Source organism: Ornithinibacillus salinisoli, from assembly GCF_042684965.1.
Classification (GTDB): Bacteria; Bacillota; Bacilli; order Bacillales; family Amphibacillaceae; genus Ornithinibacillus; species Ornithinibacillus salinisoli.
This window is the reverse complement of record NZ_JBHUMI010000016.1, coordinates 74,431-99,192: the sequence shown is the minus strand read 5'-3', so window position 1 is coordinate 99,192 and position 24,762 is coordinate 74,431. Positions and strand designations below refer to the sequence as shown.

Annotated in this window: 20 protein-coding genes; 5 read left to right on the top strand and 15 right to left on the bottom strand. The window is 35.4% G+C overall.

Annotated features, from left to right (window positions below; all coding sequences use genetic code 11):
- Positions 1 to 6: 6 nt before the first annotated feature.
- Positions 7 to 2,643, bottom strand: coding sequence for a DNA polymerase I (gene polA, locus ACFSTA_RS11065; protein ID WP_377556754.1), 2,637 nt, complete (start codon positions 2,641 to 2,643; stop codon positions 7 to 9).
- Positions 2,644 to 3,071: 428 nt separating this feature from the next.
- Here polA and ACFSTA_RS11060 point away from each other — a divergent pair, with 428 nt between their 5' ends.
- Complete coding sequence (locus tag ACFSTA_RS11060) at positions 3,072 to 4,091, top strand: serine hydrolase domain-containing protein (protein WP_377556752.1); 1,020 nt, start codon at positions 3,072 to 3,074, stop codon at positions 4,089 to 4,091.
- A 52-nt stretch (positions 4,092 to 4,143) separates the two neighbouring features.
- Here ACFSTA_RS11060 and pnpS read toward each other — a convergent pair whose 3' ends face one another.
- From pnpS to citZ, 6 genes are all read right to left on the bottom strand, one after another.
- A complete protein-coding gene (pnpS, locus tag ACFSTA_RS11055) occupies positions 4,144 to 5,505 on the bottom strand; it encodes a two-component system histidine kinase PnpS (protein WP_377556750.1) in 1,362 nt (453 codons plus the stop codon).
- Entirely contained in the window at positions 5,502 to 6,197 is a 696-nt protein-coding gene (locus ACFSTA_RS11050) for a response regulator transcription factor (RefSeq protein WP_377556749.1), read from the bottom strand. Before ACFSTA_RS11050 ends, pnpS begins: the two co-directional genes overlap by 4 nt.
- 729 nt (positions 6,198 to 6,926) lie before the next feature.
- The gene (locus ACFSTA_RS11045; protein ID WP_377556748.1) at positions 6,927 to 7,403 is read right to left on the bottom strand and encodes a MaoC family dehydratase; all 477 of its coding nucleotides are present in this window, start codon (positions 7,401 to 7,403) and stop codon (positions 6,927 to 6,929) included.
- 112 nt (positions 7,404 to 7,515) lie between these two features.
- The gene (gene mdh, locus ACFSTA_RS11040; RefSeq protein ID WP_377556747.1) at positions 7,516 to 8,454 is read right to left on the bottom strand and encodes a malate dehydrogenase; all 939 of its coding nucleotides are present in this window, start codon (positions 8,452 to 8,454) and stop codon (positions 7,516 to 7,518) included.
- 94 nt (positions 8,455 to 8,548) lie between these two features.
- Positions 8,549 to 9,829, bottom strand: coding sequence for an NADP-dependent isocitrate dehydrogenase (icd, locus tag ACFSTA_RS11035; protein ID WP_377557370.1), 1,281 nt, complete (start codon positions 9,827 to 9,829; stop codon positions 8,549 to 8,551).
- A 79-nt stretch (positions 9,830 to 9,908) separates the two neighbouring features.
- Positions 9,909 to 11,024, bottom strand: a complete 1,116-nt coding sequence (citZ, locus tag ACFSTA_RS11030; protein WP_377556746.1) for a citrate synthase — start codon at positions 11,022 to 11,024, stop codon at positions 9,909 to 9,911.
- Positions 11,025 to 11,332: 308 nt separating this feature from the next.
- On the opposite strand from citZ, the gene ytvI reads away from it, so the two are divergent.
- On the top strand, positions 11,333 to 12,439 hold the full coding sequence (ytvI, locus tag ACFSTA_RS11025) for a sporulation integral membrane protein YtvI (RefSeq protein WP_377556745.1): 1,107 nt from the start codon (positions 11,333 to 11,335) through the stop codon (positions 12,437 to 12,439).
- Positions 12,440 to 12,442: 3 nt separating this feature from the next.
- On the opposite strand, the gene ACFSTA_RS11020 is transcribed toward ytvI, so the two are convergent.
- The 8 genes from ACFSTA_RS11020 to dnaE form a co-directional block, all read right to left on the bottom strand.
- A complete protein-coding gene (locus ACFSTA_RS11020) occupies positions 12,443 to 12,829 on the bottom strand; it encodes an FxsA family protein (RefSeq protein ID WP_377556744.1) in 387 nt (128 codons plus the stop codon).
- Between the two features lie 73 nt (positions 12,830 to 12,902).
- Entirely contained in the window at positions 12,903 to 14,663 is a 1,761-nt protein-coding gene (pyk, locus tag ACFSTA_RS11015) for a pyruvate kinase (RefSeq protein WP_377556743.1), read from the bottom strand.
- Between the two features lie 69 nt (positions 14,664 to 14,732).
- Positions 14,733 to 15,692 carry a 6-phosphofructokinase gene (pfkA, locus tag ACFSTA_RS11010; protein ID WP_377556742.1) on the bottom strand — a complete coding sequence of 320 codons (960 nt, stop codon included), beginning with the start codon at positions 15,690 to 15,692 and terminating at the stop codon, positions 14,733 to 14,735.
- A 284-nt stretch (positions 15,693 to 15,976) separates the two neighbouring features.
- Entirely contained in the window at positions 15,977 to 16,933 is a 957-nt protein-coding gene (accA, locus tag ACFSTA_RS11005; RefSeq protein WP_377556741.1) for an acetyl-CoA carboxylase carboxyl transferase subunit alpha, read from the bottom strand.
- On the bottom strand, positions 16,930 to 17,790 hold the full coding sequence (accD, locus tag ACFSTA_RS11000; RefSeq protein WP_377556740.1) for an acetyl-CoA carboxylase, carboxyltransferase subunit beta: 861 nt from the start codon (positions 17,788 to 17,790) through the stop codon (positions 16,930 to 16,932). Before accD ends, accA begins: the two co-directional genes overlap by 4 nt.
- Positions 17,791 to 17,921: 131 nt before the next feature.
- Positions 17,922 to 18,548, bottom strand: a complete 627-nt coding sequence (locus ACFSTA_RS10995; RefSeq protein WP_377556739.1) for a FadR/GntR family transcriptional regulator — start codon at positions 18,546 to 18,548, stop codon at positions 17,922 to 17,924.
- Between the two features lie 33 nt (positions 18,549 to 18,581).
- Positions 18,582 to 19,808 carry an NAD(P)-dependent malic enzyme gene (locus ACFSTA_RS10990; protein ID WP_377556738.1) on the bottom strand — a complete coding sequence of 409 codons (1,227 nt, stop codon included), beginning with the start codon at positions 19,806 to 19,808 and terminating at the stop codon, positions 18,582 to 18,584.
- 274 nt (positions 19,809 to 20,082) lie between these two features.
- A complete protein-coding gene (gene dnaE / locus ACFSTA_RS10985; RefSeq protein ID WP_377556737.1) occupies positions 20,083 to 23,439 on the bottom strand; it encodes a DNA polymerase III subunit alpha in 3,357 nt (1,118 codons plus the stop codon).
- A 159-nt stretch (positions 23,440 to 23,598) separates the two neighbouring features.
- On the opposite strand from dnaE, the gene ACFSTA_RS10980 reads away from it, so the two are divergent.
- From ACFSTA_RS10980 to ACFSTA_RS10970, 3 genes are all read left to right on the top strand, one after another.
- Positions 23,599 to 23,934 (top strand): YtrH family sporulation protein, encoded by a 336-nt coding sequence (locus ACFSTA_RS10980; protein ID WP_377556735.1) that lies wholly within the window; start codon positions 23,599 to 23,601, stop codon positions 23,932 to 23,934.
- Entirely contained in the window at positions 23,934 to 24,437 is a 504-nt protein-coding gene (ytrI, locus tag ACFSTA_RS10975; RefSeq protein ID WP_377556734.1) for a sporulation membrane protein YtrI, read from the top strand. The genes ACFSTA_RS10980 and ytrI overlap by 1 nt, the downstream gene beginning before the upstream one ends.
- 126 nt (positions 24,438 to 24,563) lie before the next feature.
- Entirely contained in the window at positions 24,564 to 24,761 is a 198-nt protein-coding gene (locus ACFSTA_RS10970; protein WP_377556733.1) for a hypothetical protein, read from the top strand.
- The last annotated feature ends 1 nt before the right edge of the window (position 24,762 follow it).

The following is a 24,762-nucleotide window of genomic DNA, read 5'->3' as shown; positions in this document are numbered from 1 at the left end:
TTCTCCTTATTTTGCATCAAACCAGCTTGAACCAAATGCAAAGTCTACTTTTAATGGAACATTCAGTTCAACTGTATTTTCCATCATTGCAGGGACTATTTCTTTTAATGATTCAAGTTCTTCCTTTGGTGCTTCTAAAATTAATTCATCATGTACTTGTAAAAGAATCCGGGATTGTAAATTCTCATCTAAAAGTTTTTCATGTAAATCAATCATTGCTTTCTTAATTATATCAGCAGCTGATCCTTGAATTGGTGTGTTCATAGCTGTACGTTCCGCAAAACTCCGCAAGTTAAAATTACGACTTGTAATATCTGGTAAATACCTTCTTCGATTCATTAATGTAGTTACATACCCTTTATGTTTAGCTTCTTGTACGACATCATCCATATACTGCTTGACTCCAGGATAACTCTCAAAATATCGTTCAATAAACTGTTTGGCTTCCTTACGAGTAATTCCAAGGTTTTGGGATAATCCATAATCACTTATACCATACACAATCCCAAAGTTTACTGCTTTTGCTTGTCTACGCATATTACCTGTTACTTCATCCTTCTGAACATGAAAAACATCCATGGCAGTTTGGGTATGAATATCTAAATCGTTCTTAAAAGCAGAAATTAGTTTTTCATCATTGGCAATATGAGCTAACACACGCAATTCGATCTGAGAGTAATCTGCAGCAAACATAATCCAATCATCTTTGGATGGAACAAACGCTTGGCGAATTTTTCTACCTTCTTCTAAGCGTATCGGAATATTTTGCAAGTTAGGATCAATCGAACTTAGTCTTCCGGTTTGAGTTAATGCTTGATTAAACCGAGTATGGATTTTGCTCGTCTTCTTATCAACAACTTTTAACAACCCTTCAATATATGTAGATTGAAGTTTTCCTAACTGCCTGTATAGTAGAATTTTCGGGATGATTTCGTGTTCATTTTCTAATTGTTCAAGTACATCTGCAGCAGTAGAATAGCCTGTTTTTGTCTTTTTAATCACTGGTAACTTCAATTTTTCAAATAGGATCGGTCCTAATTGCTTTGGAGAGTTTAAATTAAACGTTTCACCAGCTATCTCATAAATGCTTTTTTCAATTTCATCTAATCTCGACCTTAATTCAGTGCCCATTGCTTCTAAACGGTTAATATCTACTTGTACACCATAATGTTCTACTTCACCTAAAATTAGGGCTAGTGGCATTTCTAATTCTTTTAATAATGCAGATTGTTCATTTTCATTCAATTGTTCTTCCATCTCGATTTTTAAATCCGCTAGTAATGTTGCTTTTCGTACAACATGATCAGCTAGTATCGGTTGCTCAGGTACTTTTATTTTTGCACCCTTACCATATACTTCTTCATCAAACAAAATTGCCTTCTTCCCCATTCGATGTCCGATCGCTGGTATATCATGATTATTTTCAGAAGGGTTAAGTAGATAGGATGCAAGTAACATATCAAACGTAATTCCTTTTAAATGGATATTATGTTTCAGGAATCCTACCAATGTTTTTTTCGCATCAAAAACACTCTTCTTCTTAGAGAAATCTTCTGCCCAAGTCTTAAATACCTCTGAGTTAATGGCTACTTCTGTCGGTATAAAGTAAGATTCTTGCTCATTAACAAGACCAATTCCTTCTATTGGTGATTTATGATAGCTGTCTGATAACATTTCTATTACTAGAGCGTCTTCTCCAGTAAATATATCCTCCGTAACAGTATCTATAATCTTGAATTCAATTTCGCCCAGTTCCTCACTACTTTCTTCTACTGATCCTTCTTCACCTATACGCTCCAACAAGGATTGAAAACCTAGATCTTTAAAAATAACACTAACATCATGTGGCTGGAACCCTGTATATGTAAGGTCGTCCAACGTAACTTCTATAGGCGAATCACGATTAATGGTAGCAAGTTCTTTACTCATAAACGCATCATCTTTATGGTTAATTAAATTTTCCTTTAATTTTTTACCAGTAACATCATCAACATGATTATAAACTTCTTCTAATGTGTGAAATTGCTTTAACAGCTTCGTTGCTGTTTTTTCACCTACTCCTGGAACACCAGGAATATTGTCTGAACTATCACCCATTAACGCTTTTAAGTCAATAATCTGTTCCGGCTTAATCTCCATCTTTTCTAACATATAAGATGGTGTATAAGCTTCCACATCACTGATTCCTTTCTTCGTTACATTGACAGTAACGGAATCAGAGACAAGTTGTAATAAGTCCTTATCACCGGAAATCACAGAGACATCCCACTTTTTCTCGTTTCCATGTTTTGACAACGTACCGATAATATCGTCCGCTTCGTATTGGTCTAACTGATAATGCTTAATATTAAATTGATCTAGTAATTCTTTTACTAGAGGAAATTGCTCGGATAATTCTGGTGGTGTTTTTTGACGTCCACCTTTGTATTCTTTATATGTACTATGGCGGAATGTCGTTTTTCCCGCATCAAAGGCAACTAGCATATGTGTTGGTTTTTGTTCTTCTAATATACGTAATAACATCGTTGTAAATCCATAAACCGCATTCGTATAAACTCCTTTATCATTGTTTAATAAAGGCAAGGCAAAAAACGCACGGTAGATAATACTGTTTCCGTCTATTAAAACTAATTTATTAGACATATGTATAAATCCTCCATTCTTCAATATCACATCATTTAATTTATTTTACCATGTAGTCAACAAGGCGTAAAAAATAATGATAATATATAACCTTTTATTCTTCCTACTCACATCAATTCAGTGGTAGTGAATAAAGGTCTATTATGGTAAACTATTCCCAAAGGAGTGAGTATTGTGAATTTATTCATTTGAATGAACCTATAAATAAAATTTGCTTTATCCACTGATTTTTATTTAATGGCCTTTTCGCATATTTTGATGCTTTTTATATAGACTGTGCATTAACTTAAAATAAAAAACATCGTGAAATTTGAGATTGAATTTACTGCGCATTTTATATCAATTACGAATGAATATTCATTCCTTGAAAAAGCACAATTGTTTAGAAAACAGCCATCTAAAAAAGCAAATTTAGGAGTGTGTTATACATGGGCAATAGTTTACAGGACCGAATACGAGACATTCAACATAATATCAATTTTTCAGGTACTACATTTATTGAAGGGCAAAATTCCGTCCTAGAAAGTTTAAGTTATGGTTATGCCAACCGAGCAGAAAAATTAAAGAACAATGAACATACTCGTTTTGGCATTGCCTCTGGATGTAAGATATTTACATCAGTAGCAGTTTGCCAACTTATTGGAGAAGGGAAGATATCCTTAGACACCAAGATATTGGAATATCTTGATTTTAACCTTCCTCATTTTGATAACGGAGTAACGATTCATCATTTACTTACACATACATCTGGTATTCCAGATTATTTTGATGAAGTAGTTATGGATGATTTTGAAGAATTGTGGATGAAACAACCGATGTATCATTTACGTAGATTACACGATTTCCTGCCATTATTTCAGGATAGCCAGATGATGTTCAAACCAGGAGATCATTTTCACTATAACAATGCCGGGTACATCTTGCTTGGATTAGTAATTGAACAAGTGAGCGGGCTTAAATTTACCGATTATGTAGAAAAACATATTTTCCAAAAAGCCGGTATGCTAGATTCAGGTTATTTTGCACTAGATTCACTACCTGGCAATACAGCTTTAGGCTATATTGAAAATCCAAATGGCACATGGAGAACAAATATCTATTCTCTACCTGTACAAGGCGGCGCAGATGGTGGAGCTTTTGTAACTTCGAAAGACATGAATCGTTTCTGGAAAGCTCTATTAAACCAAGATCTATTAAACGAAACCATGACAAATTTACTACTTACACCTCATGTTCAAGAAGAGGATGAGGAATATTATGGTTACGGTATTTGGATTTCAAAAAGAAAAAACACGATTCACAGATTTCATGTCATGGGATATGACCCAGGGGTAAGTTTCCATTCTGCCTTTTACCCTACTTATGATGTCACATTAACTGTATGTGCGAATATTTCTCAAGGGGCTTTTGATATAATGCATGGAATCGAAGTAGAACTATTTAAGTAAAAATGGTTACAGACATATGTAAACCTCACTCGTTTGAGTGAGGTTTTGCACTTTATTTAGGGAAGTATACTTTTATTGTCGTACCTTTGTTCACTTCACTATCTACTTCGATTTTCCCTTCATGAACATCGACAATATGTTTAACAATTGCAAGCCCTAATCCAGTTCCTCCAGTATTCCTACTACGGGCTTTATCAACACGATAAAAACGTTCAAATATACGAGGTAATGCGTCCCTTGGTATACCGATACCAGTATCACTTACTTCTATTTGGACAAATTCTTGATTGTCAGTTACCGCGAGAGTAACCTTCCCATTTGAAGGAGTATAGTTAATTGCATTCGTTAAAAGATTAATTAATACTTGTTTTACACGATCATGATCTGCATTAAATGTTATATTTTCACTACTTTCTAAAATAAAATTAATATCGTGTTGCCCGGCATATTGTTCAATCATTGGGGTAATTTCATCAATTAAACTAGATACATTAACTTCTGAAATGGTTAATTGGTATTCTTCTTTCTCTAATCGTGATAATGTAAGTAAATCTTCTACCAAGGATTGCAACCTATTACTTTCATCATAAATAATTTGTGTAAAATGTTGTCTAGCCTCTTTATCATCTATTGCTCCATCAAGCAAGGTCTCCGCAAATCCTTTTATAGAAGTTATTGGTGTTTTTAATTCATGGGATACATTTGCAACAAAGTCTTTTCTCATCACTTCCAACTTCTTAAGCTCTGTAATATCATAAAAAACTAAGACAGCACCTTTTAAAATGTTTCGTTCATTAAATATTGGAGCACCAACTATTTCAATATACTGCTTACTAGCATTATCTTGTATAAAAGATTTTTTTACATTTTTTTCATATAAAAATGTTTCTTGGACAATTCGATGAACCTTTTCATTGGATATCACATCGTAATATAAATAACCAATATAATCTCGTTGCGACTTACCGAACATAGAGATGAATTTTCGATTTACTAAGTGAATATAACCTTTTTCATCGATTAATGCCATTCCACTTTCCGTATTATCAATAACAGTAGAAAATTGTTCTGCTTGCATTTGTTCATGTATAGAGAGTTCACTCAAATTTCTTGCCAAAGCATTTATTTTAGTACTAAGGGCACCAATGCTGCCTGTAATCGGGTGATGCATTCTTGCTCTAAAATTCCCTTTAACCAACTGGTCCATTGTTTTCGTAGCTTTTTGTATTGGTTTAATATACGTATCGTAAACATGCAAAAGAATCATAATTAAAATAATATACTCCGTTAATAAAACGGATATTAATACAATATAATTATCAATTACTTGAAATAAGACAAGCCCTGTAATAGCAACTAATAACGTAATACCTAGTGCGTAGTAATTGATCGGTCTTTTAAAAAGAGCTTTCATGTTGTGGGGACCTCCATTTTATACCCTAATCCACGGATCGTTTTGATATAAATCGGCTTTTTGGTATCCGGTTCAATCTTCTCTCGCAAATGGCTAATATGCACATCTACAATCCTAGTATCTCCAACAAAATCATAATCCCAAACCGCACTCAGTAGCTGATCTCGAGAAAGTACTTTCCCTTTATGATTTGCAAGATAATATAATAATTCAAATTCTTTTCGTGTAAACGTTAAGACCTCATTATCCATTTCCGCTTCATATCTCTCTGGATAGATAGTAATATTACCTATTCTAATTGTGTTCTGTCTTAGGTCTGTCTGTTTCGTAGTTCTCCTCAAGATGGCCTTTATACGCGCAATAACCTCTTTCGGACTGAACGGTTTTGTTAAATAATCATCCGCTCCTAATTCTAACCCAAATACTTTATCAAATTCTTCATCTTTTGCTGTTAACATTAAAATTGGAATTTCAATTTGTTTTCTTCGTAAATATTTACATACTTCAATTCCATCCATCTCTGGTAACATTAAATCTAGAATGATGAGATCAAATTCACTTTCTTCAACTTTTTCAATCGCTTCTAGACCATTGTATGCAACATCTGTTTGAAATCCAGCTTTTTCAATATTAAATTTTAGTAAAGTTACAATGGAACTCTCGTCATCTACAATAAGAATTCTCTCATTCATTATCTATTCCCCATTTCCGAAAAAGACCTATTATCTATAGTTCTATCTTACAATGGATAGCAAGTAATTGAAATATTGGATTGTAATTGTAAAGAAAACTTTATAAATTATAAAAAGAAAACTATCCATATGTTGTTTGGATAGTTCGACTTACTCCCTAGCGGTCATGCTCTACTCGCATCATTTGGTACTATTTTTATATAGACTGCGAAGCATAGGATCACCGCTCCGGAAATACATTTCGATTCCTGCGGGCTCACGATAAGCCTCCTCACTCGAAAACAAGTGCGCCTGCATCTTCTAATAATGCTTCGCACTAGGCTTCCACGACGCAAGGAAAAAAAGAAGTTTACGCAAGTAGTTCCCTCGCTCCTTTGGGGTCTTATCGCCTTCGCTTGGAGTAGGGCTTAAATGGAGCGGACATGGCGTACGTTATTTCGTAAAATAATCTCATTTGAAAATGTTGTCGGACATCACGTACGTTATTTGCTCTAATTCGTACCAGAATACCTGTCATTCCGGTTAATAACGGAACAGATGTCCTTTAAACCCCTTCATTACCCAATTTTGTCACAAATAAGGGAAGAATTGTCACTCTCCATACTTCTCCTATCCATGTATCCTCTTCGCGTTCCCTGTGGAAAGCGACTGCCCAGAGTAGAAATCACGCTGCTGTTACTTCGCATTTTATCCCCAATACGAAGTAAGGTCAATTAATTTCTGTCTTCGTTAAAAGAAATTTTCCAAGGAACTGGCAGTGATTGATTTAGGTTCATATGCCGGACATACATTTAATTTCCCTTGAATAACTTCATCTCCTTCTACATCATACCCATGTACAGATAAAGTTACCTTATGTTCTTTTTCATCCATCGCAATTACTTCTAGAGTAAATTTCACTTCTGAATTATGATAAACTGGTTTCGGAAATTTCATCTCATGATCGATGATATGGCTGCCTGGTCCTGGTATATGCATCGAAACCATAGAGGACACCATTCCAAACAGCATTACAGATGGAACGATCGGCTGATGATATGGAGTCTGTGAAGCATAGTCATGTTGAATATATAGAGGATTAGCATCGTTTGTTAAACCTAAATATAATAAAAGGTCCTTATCCTGAATAATGTGAGTTGCCGTATAGGATTCACCAATAGATATACTATCTATTTTCTTTCCTAACTTTCGTTTCTTTCCAATCATATAAACACCTCCATTTATGTAAGCGTTTTCTATTATACCAAAAAAAAACAATTAAGCCTAGTCTTAAAAAAGCTTCTTCCTGCAAATAAGCAGAAAGAAGCTTTTTAATACACTATTGTAAGATGTTAAGTACGCTTTTAACAGATTCAGCTGATTTATCTAAAGCAGCTTTTTCCTCATCTGTTAAATTTAATTCAATAATTTCTTCGATTCCATTACCACCAAGGATTGTTGGTACACCCAGGTAAATATCATTATAACCATATTCACCTTCAAGGTATGCGATGGTAGGAAGTACACGACGCTGGTCTTTAAGAATCGCTTCTGCCATAACTGTTAAAGATGCAGCCGGTGCATAATATGCACTACCGTTACCGAGTAGGTTTACGATCTCTCCGCCACCAGTACGTGTACGTTTCACAATTGCATCAAGTCGTTCTTTGGAAATTAAGTTTTCTAATGGAATTCCACCTGCATAGGAATAACGAATTAATGGAACCATATCATCACCATGGCCACCTAACACAAATCCAGTTATATCTTTCACAGATAGATTTAATTCCTGTGCAACAAACGTACGGAAACGTGCTGTGTCAAGTACTCCAGATTGACCAATGACACGTTCTTTCGGGAATCCAGATTCTTTAAATACTGTATATGTCATTGCATCAACTGGATTTGTTAATACAACGATTGTTGTTTCAGGTGAATATTTAACAACTTCTTGTGTTACAGATTTCATAATTTTAGCATTTGTATTAACAAGATCATCTCGACTCATGCCTGGCTTACGAGCAATACCAGCTGTAATGATGACTAAATCTGAATCCTTTGTTTCCGCATAATCTGAAGTACCAACGATATTTGCATCAAACCCTTGTACAGGGCTAGCTTCTAGCATATCTAATGCTTTACCTTTTGTTGGATCTTCCATATTTGGAATATCTACAAGAACTACATCACCTAATTCTTTTTGCGCTATCAATAAAGCGGTAGTTGCTCCAGTAAAACCTGAACCAATTACGGAAATTTTACTTCTTTTATTACCCATTTTGAAAACCTCCTCTTATTTTTGTAATTTTTTTAAAAATAGAATCCGCCACGCCCTATCATAGAGGACGTGGCAGAGAGTTAGTTGTCAATACCTATTCCATATTCTTAATTAATTCGTTACCAAACTCCGAACACTTAACTTCAGTCGCACCATCCATAAGACGAGCAAAGTCATATGTTACGACTTTCGAAGCAATGGTTTTGTCCATAGACTTCGTGATTAAATCAGCTGCTTCTCTCCATCCTAAGTGTTCAAGCATTAATACACCAGAAAGAATAACAGATGATGGGTTCACTTTGTCTAATCCTGCATATTTAGGTGCTGTACCATGTGTTGCTTCAAAGATCGCATGACCAGTATTGTAATTGATATTTGCTCCAGGAGCGATACCAATTCCACCTACTTGAGCAGCAAGTGCATCAGAAATATAGTCGCCATTTAAGTTCATTGTAGCAACGACATCGAACTCATTTGGACGAGTTAAAATTTGTTGTAAGAAAATATCAGCAATAGAATCTTTTACAATGATTTTTCCAGCTGCTACAGCTTCATCTTGTGCTTTATTCGCAGCGTCTTTACCTTCTTTTTCTACGATGCGGTCATACTCAGCCCATGTAAATACTTTATCGCCAAATTCTTGTTCAGCAACTTCATATCCCCAAGCTTTAAAAGCACCTTCTGTAAATTTCATAATGTTCCCTTTGTGAACAAGCGTTACACTACTACGTCCTTCTGTTAGTGCATATTCAATCGCTGAACGTACCAGACGCTTTGTACCTTCTTCAGATACTGGTTTAATACCGATTCCTGAAGTTTCCGGGAAACGGATTTTATGTACTCCCATTTCATTATTTAGGAAGTCGATTACTTTTTTCACTTCATCAGAACCTTTTTGCCATTCGATTCCAGCATAGATATCTTCTGTATTTTCACGGAAAATAACCATATCAACATCTTCAGGACGCTTAACCGGAGATGGAACTCCTTCAAAATAACGTACTGGACGTAGGCAAGTGAAAAGGTCAAGTTCTTGACGTAATGCAACGTTTAAAGAACGAATACCGCCACCAATTGGTGTTGTAAGAGGTCCTTTAATTGCAATTTTATATTCATCAATTTTATCAAGCGTTTCTTGTGGTAACCATTCTCCCGTTTGATCGAATGCTTTTTGACCTGCAAGAACTTCTAACCACTCAATTTTCTTAGTACCATTATAAGCTTTTTCAACAGCAGCCTCGATTACTTTACTAGCAGCTGCCCAAATATCTGGTCCAGTTCCATCTCCTTCTATAAAAGGAACAACAGGAACATTAGGAACGTTCATCTGTCCATTTTCTACAACAATTTTTTCTCCTTGTGTCATAACTAAAATCCTCCTAGTCTTCTTATCATCAGTTTTTTACCCATGATAATAGCCGGCATTCCCGGCTATTATATTTCTATTATTTCACCTATCGGTTCTCAATTGCAACAAATTGCTGTGTATTTGGTCCAATCCATTCCGCACGTGGACGGATAAGACGGTTGTTTGAGTATTGCTCTAAGATATGTGCTAACCACCCTGAAACACGACTCATCGCAAAAATAGGTGTAAATAAATCATGGTCAATTCCTAGGCTATGGTATACAGAAGCCGAATAGAAATCAACATTAGCTGGAAGTCCTTTATTTTCTTTGATATAGTCTTCAATTTTAACAGACATGTTATACCATTTTTCTTGACCAGTAAGTTTAGTCAATTCTTTCGACATTTTCTGCAAGTGTTTTGCACGAGGATCCCCGTTACGATAAACACGATGTCCCATACCCATAATTTTTTCTTTGTTCGCTAGTTTTTCCTTAATGTAAGGAATTGCGTTTTCTTCTTCGCCTATCTCAGATAACATCTTCATTACACGTTCATTTGCACCACCGTGAAGTGGACCTTTTAATGCACCAATTGCAGCAGTGATACCTGAATATACATCTGATAGAGTCGCTACACAAACTCTTGCAGTAAATGTTGAAGCATTTAGTTCATGGTCTGCATGAAGTACTAACGCTTTGTTGATTGCTTCTACTTCGATATCTTCAGGGTCTTTTCCATTTAGCATATACAAGAAGTTTTCTGCATAACTAACATCTTTTTTTGGTTTAATTGGATCTTGTCCTCGACGAATTCGTGCAAAAGCTGCAACTACAGCAGAAATTTGCGCTTGCAAACGAATTGCTTTTCGTCTATTCGCATCTTCATCCATTACATCTGCCTCTTCATCATATAATCCTAATAAAGAAACTGCAGTACGTAATGCTGCCATAGGGTGAACAGTTGATAAATCATATGAACGTAAATGTTCAATGATTGCATCAGGTACTTCCATATGTTTAGCAAGATCCTTTTTAAACGTATCTAATTCAGATTGAGTAGGTAGTCTTAAATTCCACAATAAATAAACTACTTCCTCAAAGCTTGAATTTTCAGCCAAGTCATCGATTCTATAACCAACATATGTTAGTTGATCATCAATAATGGAGCTAATTGATGATTGTGTTGCAACTACCCCTTCGAGTCCTTTCGTTGCTGTCATAATAAACCCTCTCCTTTTCTATAGATAATTTAAGAGTTATAACATGGATAATGTTAATTTTTTTCGACAATATCCCTAAACATTGTCATCCCCATGAACAATTATAATGTATTCTAACGATAATGTGAATTGAAACCGTTTAATTTTGAGGATAAATACTAAAAAAATTCTTATATTAACGACAAAAAACCTACTTTTATTTTTGAAAATAATCGTAATGACTTTATCGTACGTCTATTTTCCATTTCAATATCATATGTAAGATTATAGAGATTTTAAAAGATTTATTCCAAAATGGGGTTTTATAGATGTACAAGCAGTTTTCTTTTCAAATTCTAAGAAGTTTCATCGTCATCGGTATACTTGTAGCAAGTTACTTTTTGTTTGTATATACATTTTCTTATACATACCCGTTCATCATTGCAATTGCTTTATCCTTACTAATTAACCCACTTGTGACTGCTTTAGTGGAAAAAGCTAAATTTCATCGAACGATAGCAACCATAGCTGTCATACTATTTATCTTTACCGTCATAATTGGTGTTCTACTAATTATTGTGTCCGAAATAATACAGGGTACACTGTACTTGGCAGAAATAACCCCTACTTATTTTCAGACATTTATTACAATTGTTGAATCATTTGTATATGATAAAATTCTCCCGTTGTATGACCAAATAACATCCTATTTTAATTCGCTACACCCTACTCAACAAGCTACCATAACAGATAAAGTGCAACAATTTTTGGAGTATATTACGACAACTGGTACAACTTTATTACAAGGTTTTTTCTTAAATTTCCCAACCATAATTTTACTTGTACCTAATTCGTTCACCATCATCATATTTATCCTATTAGCAACCTTTTTCATAACAAAAGACTGGTATGATTTAAAAGACAATGTAAAACAGTTCATTCCATCTCGTGCATATGAATTCTATAAAGAATTTATGGACCATTTAAAACGTGCGTTTGCTGGTTATATAAAGGCACAAGCATTACTTATTTTTATTTCAACCTGTATTATTTTTATAGGATTGCTCATCCTCCAGGTAGAACATGCTTTAACAATCACCTTTTTCGCAGCTTTGTTTGATATTTTACCGTTTATTGGAACAGGAATTATATTTATTCCTTGGATAATTTACTCTTTTGTAACGACCAATTACATGATGACAATTAGTTTATGTATCTTATTTGGTGTTATTATTGTGGCACGTCAAATATTGGAGCCAAAAATTTTATCGAGTAGCATTGGTGTTAATCCACTATTTGGGTTATTTATACTATTTATAACCATTCAAGTATGGGGAGTAATAGGGATATTGATTGCTCCTGCACTAATGATTTTATTTTACGTACTGTTCCAATCAGGTACTTTTACAAAGGTGTGGCAGTTTATAAAAGGCTAAAAGTCATCTACGATATATAATGATGTCTTTGTCTATTAACCGCTTGATTAGTTTTTGCAAAAATCCTTTAAAAATTCCTCTTGTTCCTGGTAAGACTAAAATAAATCCTACGATATCTGTAATAAAACCTGGTGTAAATAAAAATACACCACCTACAAAAATACAGATTCCATCTAATATTTCTTCTGCAGGGACTTGACCATAATTCATTGATTTTTGAGCACGATGCCAAGTTTCCACTCCTTGTTGCTTGGCAAGTGTTACACCGACAATCCCAGTAAGTAAAATTAATCCAACAACCCACCAAGGTCCGATTACCCCGCCTGCCCAAATAAACACGCCTATTTCAAGGGCAGGTACAATTAGAAACGCAAGTAGCAACCAACGCATTTCGTTCAACTCCTCCCAGGTCTAAACATTCTGAATATAATCTTCATAAAAAAGAAGGGAATCCCCTTCTTTTTTATAGTACACTTGCATGTCCTTTATAAATGTCACCCTTATTACCATCAATTGTAATATCTTCATTTTCTGATAGCTGGTCCATAATATCTTTCACGCCAACAATAACAGGTATTCCTACACTTAAACCTACGACTGCAGCATGAGAAGTTAAACCACCTTCTACGGTTACAATTCCGCCTGCTTTTTCAATAGCAGGCATCATGTCACGGTCTGTACCATACGTAACAATGATATCACCATAACTCACTTTTTCCAGAGCTTCTTGGGCATTTTTTACAACTACCGCTCTTCCATAAGCAACTCTTTTACCTACACCTTGCCCTTTTGCAATAACATCTCCAATAACATGTACTTTCATTAAGTTTGTTGTTCCACTTTCACCAACTGGAACGCCAGCAGTAATAATGACACGACTTCCTCTTCTGAATAAGTTTGCACGAATTCCAGTTTCTACGGCAATATCTAACATTTCATCTGTTGTTGTTGCTTTAGCACCTAGGACAGCATGTACCCCCCACACTAATGACAGTTGACGGTTTACACGTTCCGAGAAAGTTACAGCAACAATAGGAGCCTGTGGTCTATATTTTGAAATCATTCTAGCTGTATGTCCACTTTCTGTCGGTGTTATAATCGCATCAACAGATAAATTCATGGCAGTGTGTGTTACAGATTGACTGATCGCATCTGTGATGGTCATATCTACTGATTTAGAACGTAGCTTTAAGATCGAATCATGATCTAATCCTGTTTCGGTTTTTATAGCAATATTTCTCATTGTTTTAACGGATTCAACAGGATAATTTCCGGCTGCCGTTTCCCCTGATAACATAATTGCATCGGTTCCATCAAAAATTGCATTTGCAACATCTGACGCTTCTGCTCTTGTCGGTCTTGGGTTCCGCTGCATCGAATCAAGCATTTGAGTAGCTGTAATTACTGGTTTACCAACTGTATTACATTTTTTAATTAGCATTTTTTGTACTAATGGTACATCTTCTGCAGGAATTTCCACTCCCAGATCTCCACGTGCTACCATTAAGCCATCACTAACTTCTAAAATACTATCAATATTATCTACGCCTTCTTGATTCTCAATTTTAGGTATAATTTTAATATGTTCTGCTTGATATTTTTCTAATAATTCCTTGATAGAAAGAACATCAGAAGGTCGACGAACAAAGGAAGCTGCAATAAAATCCACACCTTGTTCAATACCAAATACAATATCATTTGCATCTTTTTCGGTAATACCAGGCAAATTCACTTTGACATTTGGTACATTTACACCTTTTTTATTTTTTATTGTTCCTGAGTTTAATGTTTTCGTTTTTAATTCTTTATTCGTATGATCAATCTCAACTACTTCAAGTTCAATCAGACCATCATCTAAAAGAATCTTGGAGCCTTCATGGACATCATCTATTAAACCAGGGTAAGTAATGGAAAATCTTTCTGCTGTCCCTTCCACTTCTTTCATCGATATATAGACAACATTTCCTTCTACGAGCTCAGCCTGTCCCTCTTTAAATGTACCAGTTCGAATTTCCGGACCTTTCGTATCGAGTAAAACCGCTACTGTCTTCCCCGTTTTCTCTGCTGCTTCTCGAATGCTTTTTATACGTGCACCATGTTCTTCATAATCCCCGTGGGAAAAATTTAGACGGGCAACATTCATTCCAGCTTCGATCAGTTGTTCTAGTTTGTCAATTGACTCAGAAGCAGGGCCAATCGTACAAACAATCTTTGTTTTTCTCATTGATGATTCCTCCTACAAAATATAAAAATATAAACCTTATTATTTCAAACCTATTCCAATGAAAGAAAATTAAATAGATAATTCTTTTGATAATTGATACATATCTTGGTCTATCGTATGTTCAACAGTTAAAATCGTATCGATATCATGGTCAACTAGTTTATTATTTTGAATACCAACCATTCTTCCTGCTTTTCCATCTAATAATAGATCTACTGCTTTAGCACCTAGTCTACTCGCTAAAACACGGTCATTAGCAGTAGGAGACCCCCCACGTTGTATATGTCCCAAGACAGTTACCCTCGTTTCTAGATCCGTGGCTTCCTGAATTCGATTACCATAGTCAATACCACTACCTACACCTTCAGCAAGAATAATAATACTATGCTTCTTCCCGCGTTCATGACCACGTTTTAAGCGATCAATGACATCCTTAAAATCATCTGGCTGTTCTGGAATTAAAATACTTTCTGCACCATCAGCTAACCCAGCCCATAAAGCTAAATCTCCAGCATTTCTACCCATTACCTCGATTACGTATGTACGTTCATGTGATGTTGCGGTATCACGAATCTTATCTATTGCTTCAATAATTGTATTCAAAGCAGTATCAAAACCAATGGTAAAATCAGTTCCTGGGATATCATTATCAATCGTACCAGGTACACCAATACAAGGATAGCCCTTTTCAGTTAACTTTTGTGCTCCTCTAAAGCTACCGTCACCACCAATAACAACTAATCCTTCAATGCCTACCTTTTTCAGTTGTTCAATACCTTTATTTTGACCTTCATCTGTTTTAAATTCTTCACAGCGAGCCGAATATAGCTTTGTCCCACCACGTTGTATAATATCACCAACTGAACCTATTTCCATTTTTTCAATACTACCTTCAATTAGTCCTTGGTAGCCATTCTTTATTCCATATACTTCCACATTATGATAAATGCACTTTCTGACAACAGAACGAATTGCTGCATTCATTCCTGGTGCATCTCCACCACTTGTTAAAACTCCGATTTTTTTCATATTAATCACCTCAAGTTACAACGATTCTAATTCATTTCATTCAGCTTTAGTATGTACAAAACCATCACGAGATACACGAATGTGAATCGTGATATGTATACCTCCAATTAACAAGATAATCGTAAAAACATAAAATATCAATTAAAAACAGTCGATTCAAATATATTTTTTAAATGTGTTCTACTTATTGGTATGACAACATTTAATAAGTATATTCTATTGGAAATGTAACATACTTATTAAACGAAAATAATCATGGGGGTATTACTGCCCCATGATTATTTTTATAGTTCCTTATAATCTCCAATTTGTTTATATTTTTCCCATCTGTTCTCGAGTAATACATCTGATGACAGATTTATTAATTCTTCTAACGATTTTTCTATTACAATATTAATATTTTCTGCTTGTTCTTTTATATCTCGATGAGAACCACCTTTGGGTTCGGGAATAATTTCATCAATTACACCTAGTTCATGTAAATCTGGTGCAGTGATTTTCATGGATTCTGCAGCTTTTTGTGCTTGACCAGAATCTTTCCACAACAGTGCCGCTGCTCCCTCAGGTGAAATAACAGAGTATGTGGAGTTTTCCAGCATATGAATACGATCACCTACACCTAAGGCTAGCGCACCTCCACTACCACCTTCACCAATTACAATACAAATAATTGGAACTGTAAGTCCTGCCATCTCCATTAGATTCCTTGCGATGGCTTCACTTTGTCCTCGTTCTTCAGATTCTTTACCAGGATCTGCTCCCTTTGTATCAATAAAGGTGATAATTGGTCGATTAAATTTTTCAGCTTGCTTCATATGACGCAACGCTTTTCTATAACCTTCAGGGTGAGGCATTCCAAAATTTCTACGAATGTTTTCCTTGGTATTTTTTCCACGCTGATGGCCAATTACTGTTACAGGAATCTCTTTGTAATAAGCAATTCCAGCAACAATTGCTTCATCATCACCATAAGCTCTATCTCCATGAAATTCTAAAAAATCTGTGAACAACTCATTAATATAATCCAAAGTCGTTGGACGTTCTTGGTGCCTAGCCATTTGGACGCGTTGCCATGGCTTTAAGTTCCCATAAATATCATCTTCTAAAATTGCTAGTCTTTTCTCAAGTGTGCTGATCTCCTCAGATAAATCAATTTCGCTATCTGTTGTAAATTTTTTTAATTCCGTTATTTTTTCTTTTAAATTAACAATTGGCTTTTCAAATTCAAGTACTTGCTTCATGAGGATGTTCCACCCTTCTGATGCATTTTCAATAATGTTGTAAAGAGCTGCTTTTGGTCATGCCGGTGAACGACTTGATCCAATTGTCCATGTTTAAATAGAAATTCAGCAGTTTGGAAATCATCAGGTAGTTTTTCTCGAGTCGTTTGTTCAATGATACGTCTTCCTGCAAAGCCAATTAATGCACCTGGTTCAGCAAAGTTATAGTCTCCTAAGGAAGCAAAACTAGCCGATACCCCTCCAGTGGTCGGATGTGTCATAACAGAAATCATCAATCCTCCTGCTTCTGAGAATCGTTTTATTGCAACGGAAGTTTTGGACATTTGCATCAAGCTTAGAACACCCTCTTGCATACGCGCCCCACCAGATGCAGTAAATATAATAAATGGTAATGATTGATCTTTGGCATTTTCAATTGCACGTGCTATTTTTTCTCCCATCACAGATCCCATGCTTCCCATCCGAAAGCTCGAATCCATCACTGCAAATGCAGTTGCTTGTCCATCGATACACCCTTTACCAGTTACAACTCCCTCGTTCAAGCCGGTTTTGACACGGTCTTTTTCCAACTTTTCTTCATAATCTGGAAATGCAAGTGGATTACTGGATACTAATTGGCTGTCCCATTCTTGAAATGTATCTTCATCAAATAAACTATCTATTCTTTCCCAAGCAGTTAATTGATGATGGTGACCACAATTTGGGCAAACTTTTAAGTTTTTATTCAATTCTTTTCGATAAAATATTTTATGACAATTATCACATTTTTTCATTAGTCCTTCAGGAACATCTAGTTTTGCTTGTTCATTTGGGATTGACGCATATTTTTTCTTTTTGCTAAAAAGGTCTTTAAGCAAGATAACTCCCCCTTTTTCAGGATGACCACGACAAGTGGTGCCATTATTTCAAAAGTAAAATTGGGTTGTTCATGTCCTACTAACTATATCTAATTAAAAATAAAAAAGGTGTCAAATTAAGTCGATAATAATTATTTTATTAATGCTACTTCATGAAATAAGTCTTCAATTGTGCTGTAATCCTCATTACCATACAACCTTGTGAGTTTCATATAAAAGTCCTTCGGATAATACACCTTTTTCATCGTGCTTGAATATTCTTCCATCAATCTCCAAACCTTTAACAATAAAAGATTTTCGGTTTTCTCAAGTAGATAAGAAAAAAAGGCCAAATGCTGTTTATTCAAATCATCTTCATGCTTAGATATAATTTCTTGTAGATCTATAATTTCTTTAGCTTTCATATGTTGAAAAGCTAATTTTGCAGCTTCTTTCTCCAAGATCTTCTTTGTTGCGATTAAATCACTTCTAGTCGAATTTTCTTGAAGAATAAATGATGCTAGTACTTCTACTGTTTGATAAGGTCGATAAGCACTTAAAAAAGTTCCTTCTCCATGCCTTGTTTCTATTAAACCTAACAGTTCCATCGCACGTAAAGCTTCCCGAATGGAAGATCTACCTGCATGTAACTTTTCAGAGAGTTCTCTTTCTGAGGGTAGTTTATCCCCTGTTTTCAGTTTGTGCTCATCAATTAATTTACGTATCTCTTGCAGTACCCCTTGATATACTTTTTGTTTTGGCGACATGGACACAGCCATGATCCACTCCTTTAAAACATCTATTTCACATAATTATATCTGTGCTAACTTTCTTGTTTTCTCCGCTACTTCATCTGGATTAACATGAATGCGTGCAACTCCTGATTCCATTGCTGCTTTTGCAACACTAGATGCAACCAATGGTGCAACTCTAGCATCAAATGGGCCAGGTATGACATAATCTGGGTTTAAATCCTCTTCATTAATAAGAGATGCAATTGCCTCGGCTGCAGCAATTTTCATTTTTTCATTTATTCTAGTTGCCCTTACATCTAATGCCCCACGAAAGATACCAGGAAAAGCTAATACGTTGTTTACCTGATTAGGGAAATCAGATCTACCTGTTCCAATCACTTTTGCACCAGCTTCTTTCGCATCATCCGGCATAATTTCTGGGTCCGGATTAGCCATTGCAAATATAATAGGGTCTACATTCATTTTACGAACCATCTCTTGTGTTAATGCTCCACCAACAGATACACCAATAAACACATCAGCATCTTCAAGCATTTCTTCTAGATTACCTTCTTTTTTATCTAAGTTCGTAATTTTAGCAACTTGATCTTTGACATCATTCATTCCATAGGATCTACCTTCAAAAATCGCTCCTCTTGAATCACACATAACCATATTACGGACACCGAAATGATATAATAATTTAATAATGGCTATTCCTGCTGCCCCGGCTCCGTTTGCTACAACTTTAATGTCTGAGAAAGTTTTCCCTACTAATTTTAATGAATTAATAAGACCTGCTACAGTTACTATCGCAGTGCCATGCTGATCATCATGAAAGATTGGTATATTTGTTTCCTTTTTTAAGCGGTCTTCAATAATAAAACAGTTTGGTGCTGCAATATCTTCTAAATTAACGCCACCAAATGTTGGTTCCATGAGTTTAACAGTACGGACGATTTCTTCCACATCATTTGTGCCTAAACAAATTGGAAAAGAATCTACACCTGCAAAGCTTTTAAATAATAACGATTTCCCTTCCATCACAGGTAAAGCCGCTTCTGGACCAATATTACCTAATCCTAACACTGCTGAACCATCACTTACTACTGCAACCATATTTCCTTTCATCGTATAATCATAAACGGTTTCTTTACGATCATGTATCTCCTTACAAGGCTCTGCTACGCCTGGTGAATATGCCAAACTTAAATCCTTGGCATTTCGCACAGATACTTTCGATTGGGTGGTTAATTTACCTTTGTTTACTTTATGCATTTGCAATGCTTCATCGCGTAAATTCACTTTATTCTCTCCTTTTGCAGTAGAAGGTATTTACTTTGTTCTATGATAAGAGTTCAAAAACAAGGGAAAAGGACCAATTATTTCGAGGCGGTCTAGCTTTGTAGTCGCAGAATATATGTAAACTATACGTAAGCAACGGAGAAGCAAACCAACGAAGAAATTCGATGTCATTTTTCCGGACTTTTTGAACAATCTTTCAAGGGTGGTCAGACCACTTAACTATTACATTATAACAGATCGAATATGTCTGTAAAGTATGGACATATTCGACCTTCTATTTCTCAAGAACGACACTAGGTTTACCAAACTGACGGTGTAGAGCTTGCATACATTCATAATTGGGGTCGACATTGTAATCATAGGATAATTGATATGTCTTCCCCTGCTCCTCATGGTGGATAATAATCGGTATACTTCCTGGATATTGCTGTGCGATTTTCTGTACAAACTGTAATGCATTATTACTAGTTTGTTCTGTTACCTTAATAAATAACCTTTTCTCCACAGCCTTTTGGAAGATTTCTTCATGAAACATTTCAACTTCAGAGAGTATCCATTGTAGTTTATCATTTCTATTTTCTACTTTACCTTTAATCGTGATCATCTCTTCTTCTTTTAACCATCGATTTATATTTCGATATAGATCTGGAAATACTACCGCATCCATTTCCCCTGTTTCATCACCGATCTTTATAAAAGCCATTGGGTCACCACGTTTTGTTCGTATCGTTTTTATCGATTGTATGATTGCGGCACTTTTCACCTGTTTATTCCCAACCAATTGTTTGGTACGTTCTAAGGATACAAATCCATTTCGTCGTAATTGCGATCGGTAATTTTTCAACGGGTGACTGGTTAAATATACGCCAATTAATTCTTTTTCATCTGATAATTTTTTCATTTGGCTAAAATCGTCAATGTCCACATAAGTAACCTCTAACGCAAGCTGTTCCTGAAAGAAATTCGGTTGGTCAGAGAATTCTCGAAAAAGCTCTCCTTGTTCGACTGCTTGGTCAATAGAAGCTAACAAACTAGCTCGATTAGCATATGTTTCATCAAATACACCAGTCATTATCAGCAATTCCAACGTTGATCTGTTGATTAATTTAGTAGGAATTCGTAAACAGAAATCAAATAAATTCTTAAATGGTCCCCCAGACTTGCGCTCACGAATAATTTCTTGTACAACTTGATTCCCTATTCCTTTAATAGAAAGTAATCCCATTCGTATTCCGTCTTTTTCAACAGTATACTTACCAAAACTTTTATTTATGCTTGGTGGATATATTAAGATGTTTAAATCTCGCATTTCATGAAGGTATAAATGAATCTTGTCATGCTGGTTTGCAATCGAGCTTAATAATTCGGCATAGAAATTCTTGGGATAATGTGCTTTTAAATATGCTAGTTGATAGGCAATTTTACTATATGCAACAGCATGGCTTTTGGGGAACCCATAGTTTGAAAACTTAACAATCCACTCAAAAAGTTCCTCACTAACTTCCTTGCTATAGCCATTTTGCAAACAGCCTTGTAAAAATCTTTCTTTTTGCTCATCCATTACAGCCTGCTGTTTTTTACTTACTGCGCGACGTAATATATCAGCCTCTCCATACGAAAAACCGGCAATACGGTTGGCTATTTGCATAATTTGTTCCTGATATATTAATACGCCATACGTTGATTCCAAAATTGGCATTAAATCTGGATGTGGATAGGTCGTTTGCTTCCTTTTATGCTTTCTATCCACATAAGCTGAAATAAATTCCATTGGTCCTGGTCGATATAAAGCATTGACGGCTACAATATCCTCAAAATTATTTGGTTGTAGTCGAGTCAATACTTGCTTCATACCCTCTGATTCTAATTGGAACACACCATTCGTTAACCCTTTTTGTAGTAAGTGGAAGGTATATGAATCATCATCAGGAAGCTTATTTAATACTAATTCTTTCTTATCTGTATATTGAATCGATTGTAAAATACGTTCCAATAATGTTAAATTTCGAAGTCCTAAAAAATCTATTTTTAATAGTCCAATCGATTCCAAATCTGTCATGGTATACTGTGTTAAACTTGTGTCGTTAGCACCAATCGTTAATGGAACATGTTCAACGAGTGGTTGTTCACTAATAACGACTCCAGCAGCGTGAGTAGAAACATGCCTTGGTAATCCTTCTAATATAATCGCAACTTGAAATAATGCCTTTAGTTTCTCCGATTGTTTAATATAGTTTGTTAGTTCACCTGATGTTTTTACATGTTCCACTAATGTTTTCGATGACTGTGTTGGAACCTCTTTTAAAACAAAGTAGGCATCCTGTTGATCGATATCCATCGTTTTTATTAATTCACGTAATAATGATCGAGCAGCAAACGTTCCAAACGTAATAATTTGTGCAACGTGCTCATTTCCATACTTTCCACGCACATATTCGATGACCTCATCTCGTCGCTGATCAGAAAAATCAATATCTATATCTGGCATCGTTATCCGTTCTGGGTTCAGAAATCGTTCGAACAATAAATTGTACTCTATTGGATCAACATCTGTAATGCCTAGAACATAAGCAACCATCGAACCAGCTGAGGACCCTCTTCCGGGCCCAACGACAATCTCCTTGTCTTTTGCATAAGTAATGAAATCCCAAACAATTAAGAAATAATCACTAAACTTCATCGTTTGAATGATATTTAATTCATATGTTAGACGTTTCTTAATTTGTTCTGTGATCACTTCATACCTTTTTTCAAGGTTCGTCCAGCAAATTTTTTCTAAGTAAGTGTGTGTTTCAATCCCTTGTGGTACTGGAAACGATGGTATCATACGCTTTTCAAAATCAAAAGATACATGGCATTTATCTGAAATTGACCTTGTTGCTTCAAGTATCTCTGGCCATTGTGTCGAAAATAACTGCTCCATCTCCATTGCAGAGCGTAAATGATGCTGCTGCAGTCTCGGTTTTACTTGTTTTATCTCCCACTTTTTCCCATGTTTCATCGCTTGTAAACAATCAAAAGCGATATCATCCGTCTCACTTAAGTAGCGAACATCATTTATTGCTACAGCTTGTGTCTGATAGTGATCACAATATGCCTTTACAGCTGTCAGAACTTCTTGATCATACGCTTGATCATGATTTGCTATTCCTAAATAGAAATCGCCTGGTGCAAACATCCCTTCCCAGGAATCAATATATTCTTTCACTCGTGCATATGATGTAGACCCTATTCTATCTTTCAGTTTGCTATTATGGACTGGTAAAATGCATATAACATCTTCGTTATATTCCTTCAGTTTATCTTTCTCAATCCCATTATGTTGCGATGTTTTAATGGAAGTACTTAATTTTAATAACTGTTGATATGCATCATTTGTTTTTGCTAATAATACACATTCTTCATGTTCTTCATCTGTATTCAAAATCGTTACAACCATGCCTAGTATCGGTTTAATCCCGAATTTACGGCATGCCTTATAAAATGGAATGGCTCCATATAATACATTTTCATCTGTCAATGCCAGTGAATCGAATTCTAGCTCACTCGCCTTTTTCACTAACTTATCGACAGTAATTGTACTATTCATTAAACTGTATCCACTTCTTACTTGTAAATGGGTAAATGACATACGATCCCGTCCTTTAACATTCCCTCTATGAGGATGTCCCTCTAATCTAGTCTATTATATCTAAAATACATACCTTCTGTATATCAACACACCCTCTAACATAACTCGTCCATTTCCATCATACAATGAAAGAAGTAGAACATAAAGGGAGCGTCATATATGGAGGAAAGATTTTTTGCTTCTCTAATTCATTGCTTTTTTATTGCATTTGGCGTAATTCTCGGTGGTACCCTTATAGGAAGTATTGGAGCCTTTGCGACAGGGGATGCTCCGTTTACAGAGATGAGTCGCTTAGCAAGAAAGTTACGAATTTGGGCTGTTGTTGCAGCAATTGGTGGAACATTTGATGCGATCGAAAATTTGGAAAGAAGTCTTGGTCCAGACGGTTCTTCGCTTGATATTCTGAAACAGGGCTTATTAATATTGTCAGCAATGGGTGGCGTAAAAGGTGCAATGATTTTAATTGGATGGTTAATTCAGGAGGAGATTACATAATGCATATTCCTCCTTATCATAAAAAACCTGGCTGGCAACGTTTTTTAGCAGGCGTATTTTTTGGGGCACTCATTTCTTATTTCGTGCTTATTTTTATGTATGCGACTATGTATGAGCGGTTACTAGAGGAAAATAGCAACATTCGTTCCGAGCTTACCGAGGCAAAAAACTATATCAAAGCGTTAGAGGAAGATAAACAAAATCTGGACGAAAAATCAAAACAGCCTATAACTGTTGAATCGATAGAATTGGAAATAACGAATGCCGAACAACTACGCATTGATAAATTACTATTAGTCCAACTAGAAGATTTAATGAAAGAAGAGATTAAACACATCATCGGACAAGATGTTAATACGGTATATGAAAGCAATCAGTTATTAGAAGCAACAATTGAAAACAAGGATTTCAAAGTGGATGATTTTATTTACACATTTGAGATTAAAAGATTGTTAATTAATAAGAAGGTAAAAATCAGTGCCGAAGCAAAAATTTCAAATTAATGTGAACATTTCTTGAAACCTCTTACTATAATGTAGAGATTATTTGATTTTTGCTGTAAAATAAAAACAGTAATATCATATTCTGTTCTTTACATTTATATACTCTAAAGAAAGGGGTAGATTTAAATGTTAGTCCTACACGAAAGAAGAATTTGTGAACGTAAAATGAATCAACTAAGAAATGGATATTCTGCTTATGCTGAGTCAAGGGAAGTTATTCGTTTATTAAAGAGAGAGATACTTAAAAACAATCTAGATGTCTACTATGATGAAACATCTACTGGCTGTTGGTTTATTCCAATGAAAGAAAGTAAGAGTAGCTAGT